This window comes from Bifidobacterium minimum, from assembly GCF_000741645.1.
Lineage (GTDB): Bacteria > Actinomycetota > Actinomycetes > Actinomycetales > Bifidobacteriaceae > Bifidobacterium > Bifidobacterium minimum.
In genome coordinates, this window is the sequence record NZ_JGZD01000009.1 from 330,163 (window position 1) to 355,248 (window position 25,086).

Genomic DNA, 25,086 nt, shown 5'->3' on the forward strand with positions numbered 1-25,086 from the left:
CGAAAGGTGAATATCCATGGCACAGCGCGATGATGGTTCCTCCGGAATGCCGGGACGTATCGAGGCCCTTCCGGTCAGACGCCCCGGACCTCTGATCGCAGGCATCATCGTCGCGCTGCTGGCGGTGATGCTTGTCCATGGGATGATCACCAATGACCGTCTCGATTGGCCGACGGTCGGCAAATACCTGTTCAACGCGAACGTCCTGTCGGGAATCGGATGGACGCTGATTCTTACCGTTGCCTCCATGGTCATCGCCATCATCCTCGCCGTCACGCTGGCGGTGATGCGCAAGTCCACCAATCCCGTGCTCCGCGGCGTGAGCTGGTTCTATATCTGGTTCTTCCGTGGGACTCCTGTGTACACCCAGCTGGTGTTCTGGGGGCTTTTCGCGGTCCTCGTCCCACGGATATCGATGGGCGTGCCGTTCACCGACATCACCTGGTGGTCGCTCACGACGGATTCGCTCAACAACATCATCGCGCCCGGGTTCATCGCGGCGGTCGTGGGACTGGCGCTGAACGAGGCGGCGTATCTCGCGGAGATCGTCCGGGCCGGACTGGAGGCCGTCGACCCAGGACAGGCCGAGGCCGCGAAGGCTCTGGGAATGCGGCGGTCCCTGATCATGCGTCGGATCATCCTTCCGCAGGCCATGCGCATCATCGTTCCACCCACGGGCAACGAGACCATCGGGATGCTCAAAACCACCTCGTTGGTTATGGCCGTGCCATTCGGCCTTGAACTCCAGTTCGCCACCAACGCCATCGCCAATCGCATCTACAAGCCCATTCCGCTGCTGATCGTGGCCTGCATCTGGTATCTGGTGATCACCACGATTCTCATGGTCGGACAGGCGTATCTGGAACGGCACTTCGGCAAGGGGTTCGACCAGCGGCCCATCGGCGTCCGCGGGAAGAAGACCCCGCTCCCCGGGAAAACCGACGGTGAGCTGCAGCATGACATCGACAAGACGAATCAGGCCACATTCGTGGGCCTGAACGCGTAAGCGAGGCGACGAGGCATGGGCACAATGGATATGAACGAATCGGCGTCCGCGGTTCCGGCGGTGAAGGCGACCGGTGTGCATAAGGTCTTCGGCGACCTTCATGTTCTCAAGGGCATCGACCTCACCGTGATGCCCGGCACGGTGACTGTGATCCTTGGACCGTCCGGCTCGGGCAAGTCCACGTTCCTTCGTCTGATCAACCAGCTGGAGACGTTGACCGCGGGCAGCATCGAGGTCGATGGCGAGCTGATCGGGTACCGCCATGTCACGCGCCATGGCCGGGACGTCCTCCAGTGCCTCGACGAGAAGGGGATCGCGAGGCAGAGATCGAAGCTGGGTATGGTGTTCCAGCGTTTCAACCTGTTCCCCCACAAAACCGCGTTGGAGAACGTGATGGAGGCCCCCGTCCACGTCCTGCACATGTCGAAGGCCGAGGCGCGTCAGCGTGCGATCGACGAGCTCGGACGCGTTGGTCTCGACGATCGCCTTGACCATTATCCGATGCAGTTGTCCGGCGGCCAGCAGCAGCGTGTGGCCATAGCGCGGGCGTTGGCCATGAAGCCGGAGATCATGCTGTTCGATGAGCCGACGTCGGCGCTGGATCCCGAGCTGGTGGGGGAGGTGCTTTCCGTGATGCGCTCGCTGGCGTCGCACGGGATGACCATGGTCGTGGTGACCCATGAGATCGGATTCGCCAAGGAGGTCGCGGATCAGGTGGTCTTCATGGACGAAGGGATCGTCGTCGAACGGGGCGGTCCCGAGATCATCGATCATCCGGGAGAGCCGCGGTTCCAGGACTTCCTCCATCATGTGCTGTAGGTGCATCCTTGGCGGGTGCAGGCTTTTCTGCGCCGTGAGCGCGCCTTTGGTACCGTAGGCCTTGGCATCGTAGGCCTCTCCGGCGCTGCACGTTGTTATAAGTGTTTCCGGGTCTGAGGGTGCCTCTTTGTCTGCGGGTGTTCCTTTGTCTGTGAGTGTCCTCTGGCAGTGCCGCTGAGGGGCATCGCCGTCCGGGGCCACCGAAGCGAGGTCGCGACGCGTTGCGTCTTTCGGCCCGTCTCATTCCATTCCGGCCCGTCTCATTCCGTTCCATCCCGTTTCTCATCCCGTCTCATTCTGTTCCATTCCATCCGGGACATCCCATCTACGCGGGTCGTGTAAAGGTCCGCGAGTCCCGGCTCCGGCGCAACACGCGTCGCATAGACTGTGGGGCTATGTGTGGAATCGTGGGATACGCAGGGTCCGGTCCGGCGTGCGGAAAGCCGCTGGACGTGTGCATGCAGGGTCTACGGCGGTTGGAATATCGAGGCTATGATTCAGCGGGCGTGGCTCTGGCCGCCCCGGGGATGGACCAGATCGTCGTGCGCAAGAAGGCGGGACGGCTCGCCAATCTCGAGGCGGAGATCGCCGTGCATCCGCTTCCCGACGCCACGGTGGGCATCGGGCATACGAGGTGGGCCACCAACGGCGCGCCCATCGACGTCAATGCGCATCCGCACATAAGCGAGGACGGGCGTATAGCCCTCATCCACAACGGCATCATCGAGAACGCGAACTCGCTGAAATTCGATCTGCAGACGGAAGGATACGTGTTCTCATCCGGAACCGACACCGAGGTGGCGGCCAAGCTTCTGGGAAAGATCGCCAACGAGATCATCGAGGAACTCGGACATCCGGACCTGTTCGAGGCTCTGAGACGTCTCGCGCGCATGCTCACGGGGGCGTTCACCATACTGGCCGAGGACGTGCGGCAGCCGGACATCGTCGTCGGCGCCAGACATGATTCGCCGTTGGTCGTCGGACTGGGAGACGGCGAGAACTTTCTGGGTTCCGATGTGGCGGCCTTCGTCGCCTATACGAAGCAGGCTCTGGAGCTGGGGCAGGACCAGGCCGTGTGCATCAGCGGGGGCAGCGTCGTCGTGACCGATTTCGACGGGAACGTCATCGACGACGGCAACCGCTTCACCGTCGATTGGGACGCGTCGGCCGCCGAAAAGGGTGGATGGCCGTCGTTCATGGACAAGGAGATCCATGAGGATCCCGAGGCCGTGGCCAACACGCTGCTGGGGCGCTTCGATGCCAAAGGAGATATCGTCCTCGACGAGGTGCGGATCGAACCCGAGGTCCTGCGGTCGATCGACCGCATCGTCGTCGTCGCCTGCGGCACCGCAAGCTACGCCGGGTTGGTGGCAAGGTACGCGATCGAGCATTGGGTGCGGATTCCCGTTGAGGTCGAGCTCGCGCATGAGTTCCGATACCGCGACCCCATCCTCACGCCCCGGACGCTGGTGGTCGCCATCTCGCAGTCGGGCGAGACGATGGACACCCTCATGGCCATCCGGCACGCGCGTGAGCAGGGATCGCGGGTTCTGGCCATCTGCAACACGCAGGGAGCGTCGATCCCGCGGGAGTCGGATGCGGTTCTCTATACGCATGCCGGTCCGGAGATCGCCGTGGCGTCGACGAAGGCCTTCGTGGCGCAGATCGTCGCCGCGTATCTGCTGGGTTTGTATTTCGCCCAGATCAAGGGCACGATGTTCCGTGACGAGATCCACCACATCGTTCAGCAGCTGCGGTCCATGCCCGAGAAGATCCAATGGGTGCTTGACACGCAGGCCGACACCGTGAATCGCACGGCCACGCACATGGTCAACGCGAGGTCGTTCCTTTTCCTCGGCCGGCATGTGGGATATCCGGTGGCCTTGGAGGGGGCGCTGAAGCTCAAGGAGATCGCCTACACCTTCACCGAGGGATTCGCCGCAGGAGAGCTCAAACATGGTCCCATCGCCCTTGTGGATGCCGGTGAGCCCGTCGTGGTTATCGTCCCCTCATCACGTGGTCGTTCCACGCTGCACAACAAGGTCGTCTCGGGGATCGAGGAGGTCAAGGCCCGGGGGGCGTACACGATCGTGGTGGCGGAGGAGGGCGACCCCGATGCCGAGCGCTACGCCGACGCGGTTTTCTGGAGGCCGGTGTGCTCGACGCTTCTCAGCCCGCTGGTCGACGTCGTCCCGCTGCAGCTTTTCGCCATGGATATGGCCATGCTCAAAGGCTACGACGTCGACAAGCCCCGCAACCTCGCCAAATCCGTCACCGTCGAGTGACGGGGCGTGGCTATGGGGGCGGCCATCGGTGGGTGACGAGCGAACCGGACATCCCCTTTCCTCTGGACGTCATCTATGAGGATGAGCGGATCATCGTCGTGGACAAGCCGCATTTCCTCGCGACCACGCCGCGCGGCATGTGGTACTCCCAAAGCGCGTTGATGAGACTGCGAGCGGCCTATGGGGATCCTCTCATCACTCCCGCGCATCGCCTTGACCGCGCCACCGCGGGGATAGTCGTCTTCGTCAGGGACCGGTCATGCCGCGGCGCCTACCAGATGCTCTTCCAGAACCGGAAGGTGGAGAAGGTCTATGAGTGTCTGGCTCCGGAGGGGCCGACGCGTCACGTCGAGCATGGAACGGTGCGTGCGGTGAACGGACGGGATGGTCGTCGTCTTCTTCTCCGGCGCTCCCACATCGTCAAGGACCGTGGAGTTCTGCAGGCCTATGAGGATGACGGCGTGCCCGATTGCGAGACGGTGATCGGCGACGCCGGCCCCGCGCCCTTTCCGGGCATGCGACGGTACCGTCTCGTCCCCCGGACGGGGAAGACCCACCAGCTGCGTGTCCATATGTGCTCGCTGGGCCTTGCCATCATGAACGACGACCTGTATCCCACCATCCGTGACCGTCCCTATGACGATTTCACGCATCCCCTGCAGCTGGTCGCCCGATCGCTGGGCTTCGTCGATCCGGTCACCGGCATGGAACTCCGCTTCGTCTCGCGCATACCATTGGATGGAGCGTCCTGCGCCCGGCCCGGGCTGTGATGCGGGACGCGGGGACGGGATGGGCGTGATCGGGCGCCCTGCGCGAAGCGACGTAGACTCGACACGTCACGGCAGATGTCCGCGACGCCGATGATGGAGGATGCCTGTGCGAGGATTGCATGGATTACATGGATTGCATAGATTGTATGTCCTGGTCTCATACGTTGTGGCCGGTCTCCTCGTCATCGCCATGGCGGGATGCGGAGGAGGGGACCAGCGCACGGTGGTGACCGTGTGGTCATGGGAACCCAGCATGGCGTCGGTGGCCAAGGAGTTCGAGAAAAGCAATCCGGACATCCGCGTCGTCGTCAAGTCCACCAGCGGCTATGAGAACCTCAACACGGCCATCCAGAACGGATACGGGCTGCCGGATGTGGTCCAGCTCGAGTACTATGCGCTTCCTCAGTACGCGGTGAGCGGTCAGCTGCTGGACATCACGAACAGGGTGTCCGACATGGCGGATTTCTACACGCCTGGGACGTGGTCGTCGGTGACGCTCAACCATGAGGTTTATGGCCTGCCGATGGACTCGGGACCCATGGCCTTCTTCTACAACAAATCGGTTTTCGACCAGGCGGGCGTCGACGCATCGTCCATCCACACGTGGGAGGACTACTATCAGGCGGCCAAGAAGCTCAAATCCATCGGGGTCTACATCGCCGCGGATTCCGGGGACGCCAGCTTCTTCAACGCCATGGTCTGGCTGGCCGGCGGCGAGCCCTTCCACACGTCGGATGACGGGAAGACGGTGACGGTGAATCTTTCCACCGATCCGGGGACGCTCACCTTCACGGCTTTCTGGCAGAAGATGATCGACGAGGGTCTTGTCGACACAAGCGTCAAGACATGGTCGGACGGTTGGAAGAGGGCCGTGGGCGATGGGACGGTGGCTTCGGTTTTCGCCGGAGCCTGGATGCCGTCGCTTCTCCTTGCCGACGTCCCCGGCACCGCGGGCCTGTGGCGTGTGGGGACCATGCCGACCGCCGACGGCTCGTCCGTCAACTCCGAGAACGGCGGATCGTCGCTGGCGGTTCTGAAGTCCACGCGCAAGCCCAATGCCGCGTACCGCTTCGTGGAATACGCATGTCATAACCGCCGCGGCATCGGCATCCGAGTCGCGGGCGGCGCCTTCCCCGCGGACAATGAGACGCTGGACAGCCCCGATTTCCTCACCAGGACGACGATCACGGACTCCCGTGGCATCGACATCCCGTATTTCGGCGGGCAGGAGTTCAACAGGGTGCTTTCCACGGCCGCCGACGACGTGTCCGTGCGCTACCAGTATCTCCCCTTCGAGGTGTATGCGCGTGGGGACTTCCGCTCCACCGTGGGGACGGCGTACCAGTGGTCGAAGGCCAAGCTGGCATTCGACGCCGTCCAGCGTCGGATCGACGAGGGGAAGAAGAATTCCGATGGAAGCGCATTGTCGCTTCCCCAGAATCCCGGTTCCAAGGTCTCGCTGATGGATGGCGTCGCCCTCTGGCAGAAGGATCTGATCGAGTATGGGACGAACCAGGGGTTCACCATGCGGTGAGGCGCCATGATCCGGTGACACGTCAAATCCGGTGACACGTCATAATCGTCCGTCGGCGGGACCTTCCCGCATGGCGCATGCGGGCGTCCATGCGGTTTGGGATGGGTCCGGCGTGGACATACGCGATCCGGAATGACGACGTGGTGCGGCGAACGCCAGAGTCTGGTCGGTCGGGTCGGGTCAGGTCGGGTCAGGGACGCTGACGGCTTGTCTTGGCGTGGATGACGGCCATGCCCTTGAAGATGAGGTCGGGATCATAGACGTCGATCAAATCGGTGTCGTCCGCGAAGATCCGGCCCAGTCCTCCCGTGGCCACGACCTGGAAGTCGTCGGATATCTCCTCGTGGAATTGATGTATGGTCCGTTCGACCCCACCGAGGAAGCCGTAGTACAGGCCCGCCTGCATGGCGTCCTTGGTGCTGCGGGCCAGAATCGACCGTGGCCGGGTGATCTCGACCTCGGGAAGCTGTGCGGTGGAGCTCCACAGAGCGTTGGCTCCCGTGCGGATTCCGGTGGTGATCAGGCCGCTCAGAATCGTGCCGGATGCGTCGACGTAGTTGAATGTCGTGGCCGTCCCGAAGTCCGCCACCAGGACGGGACCGCCGTAGAGATAGTAGGCCCCCGCGCAGTCGGCCAGACAGTCGGCCCCCAGCGTTTTGGGGTCGTCGATGGTGATGCGGATGCCGGATTTGACGCCGGGGCCCACGATCATCGGCTCGATGTCGAAATAGGTGACGATGGCGCCGCGGAACGAGTGCATCACCTTGGGGACTACCGACGAGATGATGACGTCGTCCACGTCGGACGCCGACAGATCGTGCCGGGCCAGAAGCTCCGTGAGAAGCAGTCCGTATTCGTCGGCCGTTCGTGGCAGTCCCGTGGAGATGCGGTGCGTGGCGATGATCGCCGGACCGTCAAGAAACCCCAGAACGATGTTGGTGTTGCCGATGTCCACTGCGACGAGCATGGGCCCTCCCTGGGAGCGTGAGTCGTGTTGTCCCGGTGGAGCAGCCGATTGTCCCGATGGGGCCGTCGGTCGTGAGACCACCATGGGAACCATCATAGTTCCGGTGGGTCGGGGATGGTATATGCTGGCCGTGGCGGGCGACCCGGGCAGGGCGTCCAGCATTTCAATCCATGATGTTTAGTAGTCGTCCCGACGCCCTGATGATCGGGCGTGGGCGGCGCTGACGAGGCGGCATGATGAGGGAAGGGTTTTCCATGTCGGTAGATGACGATGCGCAGACTGAAAACGACAAGGGCGCGGATGGCAGCGGTGTGGACGGCAGCGTGGACGCGGCTTCCAGCGCACCCACGGCTTCCAGCGCACCCACGGGGGATGGCGCTCCGGCGTCACGAGGCGAGGCGGGAGCGGCGGGTCCCCTCCCTGACGGCGGCGCGCCGGATCGCGGTCCTGATCCAAGCAGCGGTCTCGATGGTCTCGATTCGGAGATGAAAGCGCATACGGTCCGTCGGACGGCGCGTCGTCGGCGTCGGACGATTATCGCGGTGATTCTGGTCGTGATTCTGGTGGTCGTCAGCGGGGTGGCCGTGCTGGCGGTGCGCGGTCTGCATTCCGGCGGGGCCTCCGCCTCGTCCACGGTGACCATCGGACTCAAGCTGGCCCCCACCAATCTCGACATCCGCACCCAATCGGGCTCGTCCCTTGACCAGCTTCTTATCGGCAACGTCTACGAGGGTCTGGTGGCGCGCAATTCCAACAACAAGGTCGTTCCATCGCTGGCCAAGTCGTGGTCGATGTCCAGCGACGGCCTGAGATACGATTTCACGCTCAACTCCGGTATGACCTTCTCCAACGGGGACGTCCTGGATGCCGACGACGTGGTCTGGTCGATCCGGCAGCTGGTGAAGAATCAGTACGTGGGAGCCGATCTTCTGGTGGGATTCCAGTCCATCCGCGCGCTGGATTCCCATCACGTCAGAATCACCCTCTCCCGGCCGTATTCCGATTTTCTGTGGGTGCTTTCAGGCAGACCGGGCCTTGTGCTGGATTCTCAGTCCGACAATGATCTGCGCGTCAGCGCCGTGGGATCGGGGCCATACAAGATCTCGTCCTTCCATGAGTCCAGTTCGGTGACCCTCAAGGAGAACACGGCGTATTGGCGGGGCACCTCTCCCGCGACGCCCACGGTCGTCATACGCTATTTCTCCGATGACAATGCGGCGCTCAACGCGCTGAAATCCGGAGATGTGCAGGTTCTTGCGCCGGTGAGCCAGAATCTGGTGGAATCGTTGTCGTCGAATCCCGACTACACCGTGTCCGTGGGGGAGGGGACCGACAAATTCGTCCTCGCCTTCAACTCCGCGTCGGCTCCGACCAGCGACATCCGGGTGCGACGGGCCATACGGTATGCGATCGACCATAAGGAGCTCATCGCCTCGCGCGGGGGCGTGGACCGTCAGCTTGGGGGTCCCATCCCGAGTCTGGATCCCGGGTATGAGGATCTGACCGACATGTATCCCCTGAACAGGGCCAAGGCGAAGAGCCTTCTCGCCGAGGCGGGGTACGACGAAGATCACCCGCTCGAGTTGACTCTGGAATATGCGAACGTGTATGGGACCCAGCTGGGCGAGCAGCTGAAATCGCAGCTCGCCACGGTGGGGATCCGTCTGACCGTCCATGTCGTCGAGTTCGCCACATGGCTGCGCGACGTGTACACCAATCACGACTATGAGCTGTCGTTGGTGGATCACAACGAAAGCCACGACTTCTACCAGTGGGCGGATCCGGACTACTACTACGGATATGACAACGCCACGGTGAAGTCGCTGTATGACAAGGCGATGGAGTCGCGGTTGGACTCCGATCGCGACGAGCTGCTGGCCAGGGCGGCCCGGATCGTCTCGCGTGACGCTCCCGCCGACTGGCTTTTCAACTACCGCATCACCACCGCGTGGGCCGCCGGCGTCTCCGGTTTCCCGGTGAATCTCAATCAGACGCTGATGCCCCTGTCCGGTGTGAAGTGGACGGGAGCATGACGGACGGGAGCATGACGGACGGCCGCGATGGTCGCCGCGCGGCCATCACATGCCAAAAAGCCTGCCGAAAAGTCCGGAGCCGGAGGAGCTCCCATTGGAGCTCGTCGACGAGGGACCGTGTCCGGGACAGCGCTGGTCCATGGGTATGCCCCGCATGACCTGATCGACGTGCATTCCGCATCCGGCCCAGGTCTTCTTTCCGCAGATGGGGCAGGTGACTTCGTAGCACATAACGTGCCTCCTTGGTGATTGTGGTTGTGATGGTTGATGGTTGTGATGAGTGGGTGGGAGCGGACGCCGAGATCCGTCCCCCCCACCCTCCTGACGCGGCCCTAGGCCAGTGTCAGGAAGAGTTTCTCGAGTTCGTCGATGGTGGGCTGGGGCGCGTTCGTCGATGCGTTCCCGATGCATTCGCGCATGGATGTGGCGATGATCAGGAAACCCACCCTGTCGAGTGCCTTGGAGGCGGCGCTGAGCTGCGTGATGGTGTCGGCGCAGGGACGCCCGTTCTCGACGCTGGAGATAACCGCATTGAGTTGTCCGGACGCGCGTTTCAGCCTGTTGAGGATGGCCCGGCGCTTCCTCTCCGCCTCGGCGTCGGCCGTCCGCGACGCGATGTCGGAGGGCGTCGACGGGCTGTCCGCCGCCGCGTCCGCGCGTTTCGGCGCTCCGTTCTGAACCGTGGTGCTGGTGGTGATGACGGTGTCGTTCATGTCTACAGATACCTTCCCAAGGTGTTCATGCCTCCCGAGAGGACGCTTGAGGCGATGCCGTGGTGGTCGAGGATCCGATGGGCGAGGTAGGCCCTTTTGCCTGAGGCGCAGACCAGAAGGACGGGCCTTGCCCCGGCCCTTCGGCGGATGTCCTCGATATGGTCGCGAATTCGGGTGTGCGGGATGTTGATCGCCTGGGGAAGGTGCCATTGCTCGAATTCCCGGGGCGTTCGCACATCGAGCACCATCATGGACCCGATGACGTCGGGCAGATCGGTGGCCTGCGTCTGCGTGAGCTTCCCTTGGGAGAGATCCTGGGCCATGTATCCGACGAAGTTGATGGGATCCTTGGCCGATCCGAACGGTGGTGCGTAGGCGAGGTCCAGATCGATGAGGTCGTCGGCCGTCAGACCGGCGGTGATGGCCGTGGCCATCACGTCGATGCGTTTGTCCACTCCCTCGCTTCCGGCCGCCTGCGCTCCCAGAATGCGCCCGTCGGACCCCACGTGGACGCGCAGATCCACCTCGCAGGCGCCCGGATAGTATCCCGCGTGCTGGGAGGGCTGGAGGTGAAGGGTGCGGAATGCGATGCCGGCCCGGGTGAGCGTGGTGGCGTTGGCACCCGTCGCTCCGATGACGCTGTGCCCCACGCGGATGATCGCGGTCCCCAGCGTCGGCGGGAAGGGGCGCGCGTGGTCCGGGTCGAGAATCGCGTCGGCGACCAGCCGTCCCTCCCTGTTGGAGGGGCCCGCCAGCGCCAGTGGGTGACGAGATCCGGTGACCCTGTCCGTGCGCAGGGTGACGTCGCCGGCCGCCCAGACGTTCGGGAGACTGGTGGCTCCGTGCTCGTCCACGTCGATCCATCCCCGGTCGGTCCGGATCCCGGCGGCGGCGAACGCCTCGGAGTTCGGGACGACGCCCGTCGCGACGAGGACGAGATCGGCATCCAGAGGGTCGCCGTTCGAGAGCGTGACGCGCAGAGGCGTCGTATGATCGGACGAGGGGTCGGCGGCCGTGATTCGCGCCACCGTCGTGCCCATGAGCACATCCGCGCCCAGCGCCTGCAGCGACTGCGTGGCGTAGGAGGCGATGTCGGGGTCGACGAATCCCAGGGGGTGGTCGCCGCCGTCGACGATGCTTACGGAGGCGTGGGCCGCGATCATGTTCTCGGCCGCCTCGACCCCGATGAATCCGGCTCCGATGATGACGACGCGGGGGCGGTGGTCGTCGTTTCCGTCCTCCAGCACCGACCGGATGGACACCGCGTCCTCGATGGTCCGCAGTGTGGTGACTCCGGGGCTGTCCAGTCCGGGGATCGGCGGAGTCGCCGATCGTGTTCCCGTGGCGATGACCGCGGCGTCGTAGGGGACGTCCGTCGTGCCGTCCGATGTCCGTACCGTCACGGTCCGGGCGACGGGGTCGATGCCGATCGCCTCGTTGCCGAGGCGCACGTCGATGTTCAGCGAGGCCTTCAGCGACTCCGGGGTCTCGACCTCCAGGGCCGAGCGGGAGGCGATCGTTCCCGACAGATGGTAGGGCAGCCCGCAGCTGGCGCTGGACACGTGGTCCGTTTTCTCCAGCACCGTGATGTCGGCGTTCTCGTCAAGACGTCGGGCGCGTGCCGCGCAGCTCATCCCGGCGGCGGTTCCGCCGATGACAACCAGATGCATGGGTGTGTCCTTTCGTTGTGGCGTTGTCACAATAATACCCCCGGGGGTATACTGGGACACGCCGAGGGGGCGTCGATTGACGGGCGCTCCGGGTCGCGTACGCGGGAGGTCGATATGACCGAGAACAACCACGGGGATGCAGGAGCGGATCATGGGGCCGACACACCCATGCGTGACATCCATGGAAAGCAGCGCCTGAGCGCGCCTTCGGGGCGGCCGACATGCCCGTTCGTGGCGCTGGGGAGATGGCTGTCGCGTCTGTTCGCGGACCGCTGATCCTGATCTGGACCCGGGCTCACTGGCGGGCGTCGGTTTGCGCGTCCCGCCATCGACCTCCCGGGGACGCGGTAGTGTTGAGGCGTCATAGCGGACGGGGCCGTCGGTTTCGCGCCGGCCTCGTCCCTTTCCTCGTGTCATGGCCGCCACCGGATGTCGCTTTCGGGGTGGACCGGAGGTGGTGATTGTATGCGCTACGCCATGCGTCGAATCGGCGCGCTCGCGCTGGCCCTTGTCATCTCGTCGATCGTCGTGTTCGCCGCATTGCGTATCCTGCCCGGTGATCTCGCGACGGTTATGGCGGGGACGGACGCGTCGGCGAGTCAGGTCGCGCGATTGCGCGTCCAGATGGGGCTGAACCACTCGCTGCCCCGGCAATACGTGGAATGGATCGGGAATCTGGCCCGGGGTGACCTGGGGACGTCCATGCTCACCGGTTCGACGGTGGCCCGTCAGATCGGCACGCGCGCGTCCATCACTCTTCCCCTCGTCGTGATGTCGACGGTGGTGGCGCTGATCGTGGGCGTTCCCGCGGGATGCCAGGCCGTCGTGGCCCGTCGGCGTCGAACGCGCACCGCCATCCATGTGGCGTCACTGGTGTTCGGCGCGATTCCCGCGGTCTGGGCGGGGATGATGATGATCCTGCTTTTCGGCACGGGCTTGGGGCTTATCCCCGTGCTTCCCTCGCAGGGGTTCCCCACCGTCGGATGGCGGGACCCGCTTCGCGCGTGCGCGTCCCTGGTCCTTCCCGCGGTGACGGTTGGTCTTATCGAGGGCGCGCAGGTGATGCGGTACGTGAGATCCGGGCTGTCGGGGGTTATGGAGGACGACGCCGTGGTGATGGCCATGGCCTCGGGAATGACCAGACGGGATGCCGCGTTGACCGTGGGGCTGAGATTGGCCGCGCCGCAGCTCGTCTCGGTTGTCGCGCTGGAGATGGGAAGCATGATCACGGGCGTGATGGTCATCGAGAGCCTTTTCGCTCTGCCCGGCCTGGGTTCCGGCCTGGTGTCCGATGTGGGCAATCGCGATCTTGTCGTCGTCCAAAGCGAGTTGTTCCTGTTGTCGGCGGTTTTCCTGCTTCTGGGATTTTCCGTCGATCTGGCGCATCGCGCCCTCGACCCCCGTATGGGGGTGGTCTCATGAGACGGCGGTGGCGTGCTGCCGGGCGTGTGTGCCGGTATGTGTTGTCGACGCCATCGGGGGCCTTCGCCACGGCTGTGCTTGCTCTGTGGATTCTCACGGCGGTGGTGTCCCTGCTATGGACTCCGGTGCCGGTGAACGAATCGGATGGCTACCACGTGTGGATGCCCCCGTCCTCCCGGCACTGGCTGGGGACGGATGGATCGGGATTCGACGTGTTCAGCTGGCTTATGGCGGGATCCGCGGTCGACCTGCTGATAGTGGTGCTTGTGGTGCTTGTCGCCGCCATCGAGGGGGGTGTGCTTTCGCTGGCCATGATCATGTCGTCAGCGCGTGTGGGCGATATGGTGGTCGTGGCGGTGGACGCGATGATATCGATCCCCGTCATTCTTCTGGCGCTTCTGCTGTCGGTTCCATGGGGCGGGTCTATTGCCGTCGTCGTGGTGGCATGCGGCGTGGGGTATGGACTCAACTTCGCCCGAGTCATCCGTCCCGTCGCCGGTTCCGTGGCCCGGTCTCTCTATGTGGAGGCGGGGACGGTCGCCGGCGGTTCGCGATGGCGTGCATGGCGGTCGCATATCCTGCCGCATTGCCTTCCCACCGCGCTGGTCCAGCTCTCTCTGGCGGCGGGCACGTCGATCCTCGCGGAATCGGGTCTGACGTATCTGGGGGTCGGCGTCCCCGCGGGAACTCCCAGTTGGGGACGATCCCTGGCGATGTCGGCCCAGATGATGAGCGTGCGCCCCCTGACCGTTCTGTGGCCCGGGGTGGTGGTGACGCTGGTGGTGGCGGCCTGCGGTATGTTCGTCGACGCCTTGCGTGACGCGATCGACCCGATGGTCAACGAGGGGCTTCGCGTGGACGATGGTGGCGATGCCCGCGATCGTCCCGTCCTGCGCAGCGGTCCCGTCCGGCGCGACCGTTCCGTCCGACTGGATGGACGATCGGGAAGGCCGTCGGGGCGTTGCGACGGGGAGGGAACCGAGGAGCCGTCCAGTCCGGCATTGGACTCGGCGTTGAGCCCGGCGTCAGGGGAGGATGGATGATGGGTGCTCATATCGAGGGATTGACCGTGTCGATCGCGGATACGCCGGTCGTGCATGGCGTCGACATGTCCATCGGGCAGGGGGAGCGCGTCGGTCTGGTCGGCTCGTCGGGGTCGGGGAAGACGATGATCGCGAAGACCATCATGGGGCTTCTTCCCCGCCAGGCCGTGGTGGAGGGGAGCGTCCGCCTGGGCGAGCGTCAGATCGTCGGAGCGAGCGACGAGGACATGGCCGACATTCGCGGGCGGCTGGTGTCGCTCGTGCCGCAGAACCCCACGACGTCGCTCAATCCCGTGGAGCGCGTCGGCAGGCAGGTGGCCAGACCTCTTCGCGAGCACACCGATCTGGGACCGGACCGACGACGGGATCGTGTTCTTCGTGTTTTGCGTTCCGTGGGGCTGGATGACTCCATCGCCACGAGATACCCGCACGAGCTGTCGGGTGGACAGTGTCAGCGCGTGTGCATAGCCACGGCGATGGTCGCGTCCCCGCGCCTGATCATCGCCGACGAGCCGACCACGGCATTGGATTCCCTTGCCCAGCGCGAGATCCTTGATCTTCTCACGGGTCTGGTCGAGGTTTCGGGCTCGTCGTTGCTGCTTATCACCCATGATTTCGCGGTGCTGTCGCGTTCCGTGTCCCGTGCGTATGTTCTTGAGCAGGGACGCGTGGTCGAAGCCGCTCCGATACGCGATCTGATCGAGAGGCCGTCTAGTCCGATGGGTAGGAGACTGTCCGCTGCGGCGTCGGCGCTGACTCTGCACTCCCCGGCGTCGGGCTGCGTCGCGGTTCCGTCGGACGACGGCATCGTGAATTCGTCGGATGATGGCGGCATGGTTCCGTCGCGTGGACCCGTCGGCTCCGGATTCTGCGGTGAGGCGTGCGGCTGCGAGGCGTGCGGCGATGGCGCGGTCCGGCATGGGTCACGGGACAATGGGTCACGGGACAGTGGGTCACGGGGCGTCCGGATGGAGGAGGGCGCGTCCGTTGGATCCGAACCACTGGTCCGTATGTCGCGTCTGGCGGTCTCCCGGGGCCGAGGCCGTCATCGCCGGACGATCCTCACGGATGTCGATCTGTCGGTGCTTCCGGGAAGGACGCTCGCCATCATAGGATCCTCGGGTTCGGGGAAGACGACCATGGTCCGCGCCATGCTGGGGCTGGAACCCGACGTCGACGGTGACGTCTCATATCGTGGTCTGGCCGTCCGGGGACCGGATTCGCCGGGCTTCCGGGCATTGCGGCGAGAATCCGCGTTGATGTCGCAGAACCCCTTCGCATCCCTCGACCCGTGGTGGACGGTGGAGCGCAGCGTCGGCGAACCGTTGCGGATCGCCGGATGGCATGATGGCGAGGACATTCGCCGTCGTGTCGATTGGGCTTTGTCGTCGGTCGGTCTGGATGCGTCCCTGGTCGCCGGGAGGTATCCCGTCGATCTGTCGGGCGGACAGGCGCAGCGGGTTGCGCTCGCCCGGGCGATGGTCACCGGACCGCGTCTTATCGTCGCCGACGAGCCCATGAGCGCTCTTGACGTGGTCTCGCGCATGCAGGTGGTCGAGGCGTGCGAGTCGATCCGCAGGGCCCGGCCGGACATGGCGATGGTCATCGTGTCGCACGACCTCGGAGTGGTGCGCCGCATGGCCGATGACGTGGTGGCCCTCCGCCGCGGGACGATTGTGGAGCGGGCGCCCGTCGGGGACGTCATCGCATCGGCGCGGTCCTCCTATGTGCGTGCGCTGGTGGATGCGGCCACCATGTGAGGCCGTGCTGACCGTGAAGCCGTGCTGACAGTGAAACTGCACTGACCGTGGGGATGGGACGGCGGCGTGGATGACGATGGAGCGCCGCGATCAGACCACACGGTTGAAGGCCGACCCCGTGAAGAACGCGGCGATGGCGCGGACGATCTGGACGCTCAGCGCGCGATAGGCCTCGTCGTCCCTCCAGGCGACATGGGGCGTGAGCACGATGCCGGGCACCGATCGGAGCGGATCGTCAAGGGGGAGCGGCTCGTGGTCGAAGACGTCAAGACCCGCCAGAAGGTCGCCACGGAGAAGACGCCGAGTCAGCGCACCGGGTTCGATGACCTCGGCCCGTGCGGTGTTGACGACGATCGTTCCCGGGCGAAGACGCTCCAGATGATCGGCCGTGATGATGCCCGTCGTCGAATCGGTCAGCGGCAGATGGATGCTCGCGACGTCGCTGCGATGAAGGAGTTCGCCCAGATCGTCCACCGCGGTGACATGATGGGCCGCGACCGCCTCCTCATGGAGATGCGAGTTCCACACCAGCGTGGACATGCCGAATCCCGTCGCCATATCGGCCACGGCCTGCGCGATGCCGCCGAAGCCGATCAGTCCCAGTGTCCTGCCGTACAGGGATATGCCGTCGAGGCCATCCCATCGCCCGGATTTCACGATGGCGTCCAGACGGCCGACCCGACGGGAAAGCTCCATGATCAGCGCGAACGTGTGCTCGGCGACGGCGTGGTCGCCGTATCGAACCACATTCGTCACGGCGATGCCCCGTTCCCTGGCTCGGGAAAGGTCGATGTAGCTGGCCACTCCGGTTCCGCCGAAGGAGAAGCACCGCACATGGTCGCTGAGGCGGTCGAACATCGAGTCGTCGACATGGAAGCCGATGACCATGACGGCGTCCGCGTCGGCGCATCTGTCCACGATGACGTCGCCGTCAAGCGTCGCGTCGTCGTAGATGCGCACGCGGGCTATGTCGTGAAGCAGAGGCAGCGCCTCGCGGAATGGCTGAACCATGGATTCGATGATGCTGGGCATGACGACGAGCGGAAGATCCGTCCTGTCGTTCTGGGTGCTGATAAGGGCCATGGCACCCACCCTAGAACATGATGGGAACGTGCGTGTGACGGTTGCGGCGGGTGGTCGTGGACGGGACGACACGCCGTTGTCGGGAGGCGTGTTATGGTGAGAACCATGTTCCATCTTCTGTGTTGTTGTTGTCGATGACCGGCGCCTTCGGGCGAACGGTAGGCAACGCATAATTGGAGATGGGTTTCGCGGCGGTCCTGATGATTGTGATGACCGGTATGCCGCGAGTCTGAAGGGTTACGGTTGAAGTGTCCGTGGCCGTCGAGGTGAATCGCAGCCGGATGACGCCACACCCGTGTGATCGGCGTCGATGCGTCGAGTCGGTCGGATCGTGTCGTTGATCGTCCCTTCATGATGATGGCCGGTGGTGGCCGGCGGCAGCATGGTTCCGCGGCCGAGTGACCCGAGTGGCCGCGGCCTTACGCCGATGTTCCGGCACAACACCGCATCGGCACTGCATTTCCTTCCGATTGATCGCCTCCGTGGCCCGACGTCCGGTTCTCCGTGTTCCTCATCCGTCACCGTCCCGTCACCCCATCAACGAATTCAGAGAAATCGAGCGATCATGACCATCCACCAATCAACCATCGAACTCATCGGCGACACTCCTCTTGTCGCGCTCCACCACGTCGTCGAAGGCGTGCGCGCCACCATCGCGGTGAAAGTCGAGTATCTCAATCCCGGCGGCTCGTCGAAGGACCGCATCGCCGAAAGGATCATATCGGCCGCGGAGACCGAGGGGAAGCTGGCCCCCGGAGGGGTGATCGTCGAACCCACCAGCGGCAACACGGGAGTGGGCCTGGCGCTGGTCGCCCAGCAGCGCGGATACCGCACCATATTCGTTCTCCCCGATAAGGTGTCCGAATCCAAGAGGGCGGTTCTGCGGGCCTATGGCGCCGAGGTCGTGGTCACGCCCACGGACGTTGAACCCGACGACCCGCGGTCCTACTACAGTGTGTCCGACAGGCTCGCCGCCACGATCCCCGGGGCCTTCAAGCCCGACCAGTACTCCAACCCGAACGGGCCGCTCAGCCATTACCGCACCACCGGACCCGAGATATGGCGCGACACCGACCATGCGGTCACGCATCTTGTGGCGGGGATCGGCACGGGTGGAACCATATCCGGCACGGGACGATTCCTCAAGGAGGCGTCCGACGGCAGGGTCGTGGTCGTGGGGGCCGACCCGGACGGATCTATCTACTCCAATCCCCATGACGTGCATCAGTACGACGTCGAGGGGGTGGGGGAGGACTTCTATCCGCAGGCCTTCGACCGCACCATAGCCGACGACATCGTGCAGGTGACGGATGCGCAGGCCTTCGAGATGACGCGCAGACTCGCCGCCGAGGAGGGGCTTCTCGTGGGCGGATCCTCGGGCATGGCCGTGGCCGCGGCGGTGAGATACGCGAGGATGAGGGATCTTGACGAGAAGCAGCTTCTCGTCGTCGTTCTTCCCGATTCCGGACGTGGGTATCTCGAGAAGATCTTCGACGATGGATGGATGCGGGAGCATGGATACGGCGCCGTCGTCGACGCCACGACCCGGCCGTCCCTCGTGGCGCGATCCCGGTGATTCCTCCCATCGTCCATCCAACCATCGTCCGACCAGCCATCGTCCATCCCCATAACCACATATCGCCACGCGGCACGGACCGTCGTGGCGGAACCGAAAGGACCATCACCATGACGGCGACAACCAATCGACCCACGAACTCCGCAGTATCTACGAACCCCGCATCATCCACGAACTCCGAGAATTCCGCCGGCGCGGCATCACCCGTCTCGCCCGTCGACCTTTCCTCTGTCGACCTTTCCGCCATGGCCGTGGCGACGCGCGCCATCCACGCGGGTCAGGAGCCCGATGCGGCGACGGGTGCGGTCGTTCCGCCGATATACATGACCTCCACGTTCAAGCAGGATGGCGTCGGAGGGCTGCGTGGCGGATACGACTACAGCAGATCGGTCAATCCCACGCGCGACTCCTTCGACACCCAGCTGGCGGCGATCGAGGGGGCCCGGCATGCGCTCGCGTTCTCGTCGGGTCTGGCCGCCATCGACGTGCTTCTCCGTTCCACGGTGAAGCCTGGCGATCGCATCCTTCTGGGAAACGACGTGTACGGCGGCACGTACAGGCTGCTTTCGCAGGTGTTCGTTCCCTGGGGCGTCGGCCTTGACGTCGTCGACATGACGGATCTCGAGTCCGTCTCCCATGCTCTGGAATCCGCTGCGTATTCGTATGTGTGGGTCGAGACCCCCAGCAATCCGCTTCTGGGGATCACCGACATAGCGGCCACATCCGAGGTCGCCCACCGGCACGGAGCCAAGGTCGTGGTCGACAACACCTTCGCCTCGCCGATTCTCCAAAGACCTCTCGATGAGGGCGCGGATGCCGTCGTGTACTCGACGACCAAGTACATCGGAGGCCATTCGGACGTCGTGGGCGGAGCGGTCGTGCTCAACGACGACGCGATCAGGGATCGTGTGGCCTTTCTGCAGAACGCCGCGGGGGCCGTGCCGTCGCCATTCGACTCATGGCTGGATATCCGCGGCCTGAAGACATTGGATCTGCGCGTCCACAGGCACAGCGAGAACGCCCTGGCCGTCGCGACGTGGCTGCAGTCGCGGCCCGAGGTGGAGCGCGTATGGTATCCGGGCCTCGAATCGCATCCCGGACATGACATCGCCGCGCGGCAGATGCGCGGAGGATTCGGCGGCATGGTGTCCATCCAGCTTGCCAGTGGGGAGGATGCCGCGAAGGCCTTCGCGGGCGCGACCAGCATCTTCACGCTCGCGGAGTCGCTGGGAGGGGTGGAGTCGCTGATCGAGCATCCGGCGGCGATGACCCACGCCTCCGTGTCGGGGACCACGTTGGAGGTTCCCTCCAATCTCGTTCGCCTGTCCGTGGGCGTCGAGGACGCCGATGATCTCATCGCCGATCTTGACGCGGCGTTTGCGCGCATCGCCCGATAGAACCCATTGGACGGCCCGGTCGTCTAGGCTCGCACGTATGGGTGATTCGCAGCGTATGGGTGATTCGCAGGGGATGGCGCGTGAGGCGTTGCGTCGATACTGTGGGTACGACTCGTTCCGCCCCGGTCAGGAGGATCTTGTCGACGCGATACTGTCCGGTCGGGACGTTCTGGGGGTCATGCCCACGGGGGCGGGGAAGTCGGTCTGCTATCAGGTTCCCGCGACGATCCTTCCCGGGCTGACCATCGTGGTCTCGCCGCTGATATCGCTGATGCGCGATCAGGTCGACGCGCTGAACGACACGGGGATCGCGGCGGCGTACATCAATGGGTCGCAGGACTCCGCCGCCCAATCCGCGGTGTTCGAGAAGGCGTCGGCCGGACGCCTGCGCATGCTCTACGTGGCCCCCGAACGATTGGAGACCCCGCGGTTCCGTGATTTCGCCGTGCATCACGACATCTCCATGGTGACGGTCGACGAGGCGCACTGCATATCGCAGTGGGGGCAGGATTTCCGTTCCTCGTATCTGGGGATCGCGGATTTCATCGCGCTGCTGCCGCACCGCCCGGTGGTCTCGGCGTTCACCGCCACGGCCACCAGCAGAGTCAGAGAGGACATCATCGCGCTCCTGCGTCTGACCGACCCGATGGTGAAGGTCACCGGCTTCGATCGGCCCAACCTTTTCTTCGACGTGATCACCGCCTCGGCGAAGGCCAAGAAGGCGTGGATCGCGAGATACGTCCGGAGCCACCCGGGGGAGTCCGGCATCGTGTACTGCTCCACCCGACGTCAGACCGAGGAGGTGGCCCGCATGCTTGCGGAGAGGGGGGTGTCCGCCGTCGCCTACCATGCCGGGATGAGCCCTCAGGAGAGGGACGTCTCACAGCGGCGGTTCGTCACCGACGAGGCGACCGTCGCCGTGGCGACGAACGCCTTCGGCATGGGCATCGACAAGTCGAACGTGCGGTATGTGATACACCACAACATGCCCGAAAGCCTGGAGGCCTACTACCAGGAGGCCGGCAGGGCGGGACGGGACGGCGAACCGGGGCGCTGCACACTGCTGTGGAACGAATCGGACATCGTCACGCGCCGTCGGCTGCTGGAGTCGGGGGACGAGAACGACCGCCTCGGACCCGATGAGAGGGAGATCGTCGCGGCATCGCGCCGTCGGCTGCTGGATGCCATGATCGGCTACTGCCACACCACGCAATGCCTTCATCGGTTCATCATGAGGTATTTCGACGATCGCGACGACGCGGGGGGTGCCGCTGAGCGGGACGTCCGTTCGTGCGGTATGTGCGTGAACTGCACGTCGACGCCGAGGACGACGGATGTGACCGCCATCGCGGTCGCCGTCAGCCGATGCGTGCATGATCTGGGGCAGCGCTACGGCGTGGGCAGGATCGTGGCGGTGCTGCGGGGATCGAAGGCCAGGGATCTCGTCGAACGGGGGTGCGACGCCGTTCCCAGCTACGGGGTTCTCGCATCCGTCGGCGAGGCGAGGATCAGGTCCGTCGTCTACCACATGGTTTCCGAGGGTCTTCTGTCGATCTCGCCGGGGCGTCTTCCCATCGTGGGATTCGGCCCGCAGGCGGCGCGCACCGTGGATCCCGGATTCCATCTGGAGATGTCGCATATGGAGCCTGAGCGGGTCGATGCCGTCGCCCCATCCGGACGAACCTTCGGGGCGGTGCCCGGAGAGGACGACGGGGAGCTGTTCGAGCGGCTGCGCGCGTTGCGGCGATCCGTGGCGGCGGAGGCGGCGCTGCCTCCGTATATGGTGTTCTCCGACCGCACGCTTCATGACATGGCGAGGCTGAAGCCCGTCAACGACTCCCAGTTCCTCGCCGTCGCGGGGGTGGGGGAGACCAAGCTCGCCCGATATGGGCGCCGGTTCATGCGCCTGATAGCCATGGACGCGGGAACACAGGAAAAACCAGAGACAAAGGAGACGCAATGAGCACCAATGACGACATCGACGAGGGCACCACGAAGCGCTTCGACGACCGGGGACGTGACGAATCGCCGGTCGTGGAGAGCTTCCAGCTGGACCACACCAAGGTCAAGGCGCCGTACGTGCGTTTCATCGACACGGAGACCGGCCCGCACGGCGATGTCGTGTCGAACTACGACCTGCGCCTCGTCCAGCCCAACGAGAACGCGATACCCACGGCCGCGCTTCATACGATCGAGCACACCCTGGCCGTGCAGATGCGCAAGCGCATCGACGGATACATCGACTGCTCGCCGTTCGGATGCCGCACCGGATTCCATCTGCTTGTCTGGGGGGAGCACGACACGGTCGAGATCGCCAACGCGCTGAGGGAGTCGTTGGAGTTCATCGCGTATCAGGCCACCTGGGACGATGTCCCCGCGACGACCATCGAAAGCTGCGGGAACTATCGCGACCACAGTCTTTTCGGCGCCCGGCAGTGGAGCAGGGACATTCTGGGGAAGGGCATCAGCTCCGATCCGTTCGAAAGGAAGGTCGTCTCCGGCGACTAGGCGGTTAGATGGGCCGCGCCGCCGGCGCCATCATCGTCTTCGCGCCGTCGCCGTCCATGACTTCCGCCCCGGTTCCCGGCGAGATCTCCGTGCGTGAGCGCGGCGCTTCCGACGTGGTATTCTTGCGTCCGGCGTAATCGGAATGGTCCGTCAGGGGGCTTGAAATGGTTGTTGAGTATGGCGGCGGATCGTCGGTGGCGCTTCCGGGGCATGAGGACGTTCTGGGAGGGGCCCGCCTGCGCGTGGCCGTGCCGGACGATCTTCCGCTGATGCTGGACATCTATGCGCGGGCGCGAAGGGTTATGGCCGATGCGGGGAATCCAACCCAATGGGGGACCCTGTATCCGCGTGCCGAGGTCGTGGCCGACGATGTGCGCGAAGGGCGGTCGCTGCTGCTGGTCGACGACGGCAGGGATGACGCTGGGCATGATGGCATCGGGCATGATGGCATCGGGCGCCCTGCGGAGCGGGTGCTGGCGCAGTTCGCTCTCTGCCGGGGGAGGGATCCCGCCTACGCCTCCATCGATGGTCGCTGGCTGGACGATGATCCCTATGTCACCATCCATCGCCTCGCCTCGTCCGGGGTCGAACGTGGATCCGCCCGGCGTTGCCTGATGTGGGCCGTGTCCACCTGCGCGAACGTGCGCGTGGACACCCATCGGAGGAACTCGGCGATGCTCCACATACTCGAATCCCTGGGATTCACACGGTGCGGGATCATCACGACGCTTGGGGATCGGGACGATCCGCATCGGATCGCGTTCCAGCGCCACGACCGCATCGCCTGACGGCGCCGGTCCTTCGTTGCGCCGGTCCCAGCTCCACGTTGGTCCCCGCTCCGGTTGGTCACCGCTCCGGTCGGTCCCCGCTCGGTTGGTTCGCTCGTTATGCCAGTTCGGTTTTGAGCGCGGGACCGGCGCCTTCCCCGTCCTCGGCGTCGGCATGGTCGGACGGTGAGCGCCCGGGCTCCAGCTTCGAGCGTTTCCTGCTGTATCCGAAGTACACGAGCATGCCCAGGGCGAACCAGATCGCGAACCGCACCCAGGTCTCCCAGTTGAGTCCGGCGATGAGGACCAGACAGAAGACGATGGCGAGGATCGGCGTGAAGGGCACTCCCGGCGCGCGGAATCCCCGATGGGCGTCCGGCTGCGTCCGCCGCATGCGCATCACGCCCGCCGACACGATGATGAAGGCGGTCAGCGTTCCGATGTTGACCAGCTCGAAAAGGATGTTGATGTTGATGAATCCTCCGGCCAATGCGGTGAGGATGCCGAAGAACCACGTCCCCTTGAACGGCGTCCGGTACCGGGGGTTCACGTCCGCGAAGAACTTCGGGAACAGGCCGTCGCGGCCCATCGCGTAGCAGATGCGCGACTGGCCGTACAGCTGCACGAGCATGACCGTCGTCATGCCCAGAAGCGCTCCGAGATTCACGATCACGGCCAGCCAGTTCAATCCGGTGGCGAGGATGACCCCGGCGACGGGGGCGTTGATGAACTTGGCGAACTCCTTGTAGGGCACCACGCCGGTCATGATGAGCGTCATGATGACGTAGAGGACGGTCGAGATCCCCAGGGAGTAGAGGATCCCGCGGGGCAGCGTGCGGTTGGGCTCGATGGTCTCCTCGGCGGAGGACGACACCGCATCGAATCCGATGAAGCTGAAGAACACGATCGACGCGGCCGGAAGGATGCCCATGGGCTGCGTGGATCCCGGCTGGAAGGAATACAGACCGTAGGGTGAGAAGGGCTTCCAGTTCGACGGATTCACGTACCAGACGACGCACACGATGAACAGGACGATGATCGCGAGCTTGATGATCACCATGACGTCGTTCGCGCGTTTGGTCTGGTTGATGCCGATCGACAGAATCCATGTGATGAGCAGCACGATCACGAAGCCGGGAAGGTTGAAGTACGTCGTCACTCCCGGCGTGGTCCCCCATGCGGCAGTCAGCTCGACGGGAAGGTGCAGCCCGAATCCTTCGAGGAGCTTGGAGAAGTACCCCGACCATCCCGCCGAGACGGTGGCCGCCTGAAGCGCATACTCGAGGATGAGATCCCAGCCGATGATGAACGCGATGATCTCCCCGAACGCCAGATACGCGTAGGAGTAGGCCGATCCGGACACGGGCGCCATCGATGCGAACTCCGCGTAGCATAGTCCGGCGAAACCGCAGCATACCGCCGCAAGAATGAACGACAGGCTCAGCGCCGGTCCCGCGGTCAGCGCGCCCTTGCCGGTCAGCACGAAGATTCCGGTGCCGATGATGGCGCCGATTCCCAGCATCGTGAGATCGAAGGTCCCCAGAGTCCGTCGTAGCGGCGTGGATTCCTGGACCAGCTGGTCCACGGTCTTTTTGCGCAGAAGATTCATGGCTTCCCCTCGATGCTCGGTGATGGAATGCCGCGTGCGTGCCCCACATCGTGACATGCCGTGCAGCGTGCCACATCATAGTGTGATGTCGCCCGCAACGCCGCGAAGTGGCCGTCATATAGAC

At 64.5% G+C, this 25,086-nt stretch carries 20 protein-coding genes and 1 pseudogene; 15 read left to right on the plus strand and 6 right to left on the minus strand.

Features of this window, described 5'->3' with window-relative positions:
- Positions 1–16: 16 nt before the first annotated feature.
- From BMIN_RS05170 to BMIN_RS05190, 5 genes are all read left to right on the plus strand, one after another.
- Entirely contained in the window at positions 17–1,006 is a 990-nt protein-coding gene (locus tag BMIN_RS05170; RefSeq protein ID WP_022861561.1) for an amino acid ABC transporter permease, read from the plus strand.
- A gap of 15 nt (positions 1,007–1,021) precedes the next feature.
- Entirely contained in the window at positions 1,022–1,825 is an 804-nt protein-coding gene (locus tag BMIN_RS05175) for an amino acid ABC transporter ATP-binding protein (RefSeq protein ID WP_026647562.1), read from the plus strand.
- 395 nt (positions 1,826–2,220) lie between these two features.
- Positions 2,221–4,110, plus strand: a complete 1,890-nt coding sequence (gene glmS / locus BMIN_RS05180; protein WP_026647561.1) for a glutamine--fructose-6-phosphate transaminase (isomerizing) — start codon at positions 2,221–2,223, stop codon at positions 4,108–4,110.
- Positions 4,111–4,142: 32 nt separating this feature from the next.
- Complete coding sequence (locus tag BMIN_RS05185) at positions 4,143–4,880, plus strand: pseudouridine synthase (protein WP_022861558.1); 738 nt, start codon at positions 4,143–4,145, stop codon at positions 4,878–4,880.
- A gap of 190 nt (positions 4,881–5,070) precedes the next feature.
- The gene (locus BMIN_RS05190; protein WP_241435577.1) at positions 5,071–6,414 is read left to right on the plus strand and encodes an ABC transporter substrate-binding protein; all 1,344 of its coding nucleotides are present in this window, start codon (positions 5,071–5,073) and stop codon (positions 6,412–6,414) included.
- A 190-nt stretch (positions 6,415–6,604) separates the two neighbouring features.
- Here the strand turns inward: BMIN_RS05190 and BMIN_RS05195 are convergent, their stop codons facing one another.
- The gene (locus BMIN_RS05195; protein WP_026647559.1) at positions 6,605–7,381 is read right to left on the minus strand and encodes a type III pantothenate kinase; all 777 of its coding nucleotides are present in this window, start codon (positions 7,379–7,381) and stop codon (positions 6,605–6,607) included.
- A 485-nt stretch (positions 7,382–7,866) separates the two neighbouring features.
- Here BMIN_RS05195 and BMIN_RS05200 point away from each other — a divergent pair, with 485 nt between their 5' ends.
- Positions 7,867–9,414 carry an ABC transporter substrate-binding protein gene (locus tag BMIN_RS05200; RefSeq protein ID WP_051126410.1) on the plus strand — a complete coding sequence of 516 codons (1,548 nt, stop codon included), beginning with the start codon at positions 7,867–7,869 and terminating at the stop codon, positions 9,412–9,414.
- A 45-nt stretch (positions 9,415–9,459) separates the two neighbouring features.
- Here the strand turns inward: BMIN_RS05200 and BMIN_RS05205 are convergent, their stop codons facing one another.
- From BMIN_RS05205 to BMIN_RS05215, 3 genes are all read right to left on the minus strand, one after another.
- Complete coding sequence (locus BMIN_RS05205; protein WP_022861554.1) at positions 9,460–9,645, minus strand: hypothetical protein; 186 nt, start codon at positions 9,643–9,645, stop codon at positions 9,460–9,462.
- A gap of 101 nt (positions 9,646–9,746) precedes the next feature.
- Positions 9,747–10,127 (minus strand): metal-sensitive transcriptional regulator, encoded by a 381-nt coding sequence (locus tag BMIN_RS05210; protein ID WP_022861553.1) that lies wholly within the window; start codon positions 10,125–10,127, stop codon positions 9,747–9,749.
- A 2-nt stretch (positions 10,128–10,129) separates the two neighbouring features.
- Positions 10,130–11,797: an FAD-dependent oxidoreductase gene (locus tag BMIN_RS05215; RefSeq protein WP_022861552.1), complete on the minus strand. Its 1,668-nt coding sequence runs from the start codon at positions 11,795–11,797 to the stop codon at positions 10,130–10,132.
- Between the two features lie 114 nt (positions 11,798–11,911).
- On the opposite strand from BMIN_RS05215, the gene BMIN_RS08585 reads away from it, so the two are divergent.
- The 4 genes and pseudogenes from BMIN_RS08585 to BMIN_RS05230 all read left to right on the plus strand — a co-directional run bounded on the left by BMIN_RS08585 (position 11,912) and on the right by BMIN_RS05230 (position 16,022).
- On the plus strand, positions 11,912–12,073 hold the full coding sequence (locus tag BMIN_RS08585) for a hypothetical protein (RefSeq protein WP_022861551.1): 162 nt from the start codon (positions 11,912–11,914) through the stop codon (positions 12,071–12,073).
- 189 nt (positions 12,074–12,262) lie between these two features.
- Positions 12,263–13,219, plus strand: a complete 957-nt coding sequence (locus tag BMIN_RS05220) for an ABC transporter permease (protein ID WP_022861550.1) — start codon at positions 12,263–12,265, stop codon at positions 13,217–13,219.
- Positions 13,216–14,073, plus strand: a pseudogene (locus BMIN_RS05225) (ABC transporter permease); the annotation flags it as partial. The gene BMIN_RS05220 and the pseudogene BMIN_RS05225, both read left to right, overlap by 4 nt.
- Positions 14,074–14,258: 185 nt before the next feature.
- Entirely contained in the window at positions 14,259–16,022 is a 1,764-nt protein-coding gene (locus tag BMIN_RS05230; protein ID WP_081648053.1) for an ABC transporter ATP-binding protein, read from the plus strand.
- A 90-nt stretch (positions 16,023–16,112) separates the two neighbouring features.
- Here the strand turns inward: BMIN_RS05230 and BMIN_RS05235 are convergent, their stop codons facing one another.
- The gene (locus tag BMIN_RS05235; protein WP_022861547.1) at positions 16,113–17,105 is read right to left on the minus strand and encodes a D-2-hydroxyacid dehydrogenase family protein; all 993 of its coding nucleotides are present in this window, start codon (positions 17,103–17,105) and stop codon (positions 16,113–16,115) included.
- 565 nt (positions 17,106–17,670) lie between these two features.
- On the opposite strand from BMIN_RS05235, the gene BMIN_RS05240 reads away from it, so the two are divergent.
- The 5 genes from BMIN_RS05240 (at position 17,671) to BMIN_RS05260 (ending at position 23,374) form a co-directional block, all read left to right on the plus strand.
- Positions 17,671–18,681 carry a pyridoxal-phosphate dependent enzyme gene (locus tag BMIN_RS05240; RefSeq protein ID WP_022861545.1) on the plus strand — a complete coding sequence of 337 codons (1,011 nt, stop codon included), beginning with the start codon at positions 17,671–17,673 and terminating at the stop codon, positions 18,679–18,681.
- Positions 18,682–18,926: 245 nt separating this feature from the next.
- Positions 18,927–20,078 carry a cystathionine gamma-synthase gene (locus BMIN_RS05245; RefSeq protein ID WP_051126406.1) on the plus strand — a complete coding sequence of 384 codons (1,152 nt, stop codon included), beginning with the start codon at positions 18,927–18,929 and terminating at the stop codon, positions 20,076–20,078.
- A gap of 37 nt (positions 20,079–20,115) precedes the next feature.
- On the plus strand, positions 20,116–22,041 hold the full coding sequence (gene recQ / locus BMIN_RS05250) for a DNA helicase RecQ (protein WP_152595211.1): 1,926 nt from the start codon (positions 20,116–20,118) through the stop codon (positions 22,039–22,041).
- Entirely contained in the window at positions 22,038–22,586 is a 549-nt protein-coding gene (locus tag BMIN_RS05255) for an S-ribosylhomocysteine lyase (protein ID WP_051126398.1), read from the plus strand. The genes recQ and BMIN_RS05255 overlap by 4 nt, the downstream gene beginning before the upstream one ends.
- 269 nt (positions 22,587–22,855) lie before the next feature.
- Complete coding sequence (locus tag BMIN_RS05260) at positions 22,856–23,374, plus strand: N-acetyltransferase (RefSeq protein ID WP_081648059.1); 519 nt, start codon at positions 22,856–22,858, stop codon at positions 23,372–23,374.
- Between the two features lie 97 nt (positions 23,375–23,471).
- On the opposite strand, the gene BMIN_RS05265 is transcribed toward BMIN_RS05260, so the two are convergent.
- Positions 23,472–24,962 (minus strand): APC family permease, encoded by a 1,491-nt coding sequence (locus BMIN_RS05265; protein WP_022861538.1) that lies wholly within the window; start codon positions 24,960–24,962, stop codon positions 23,472–23,474.
- Positions 24,963–25,086 lie beyond the last annotated feature (124 nt).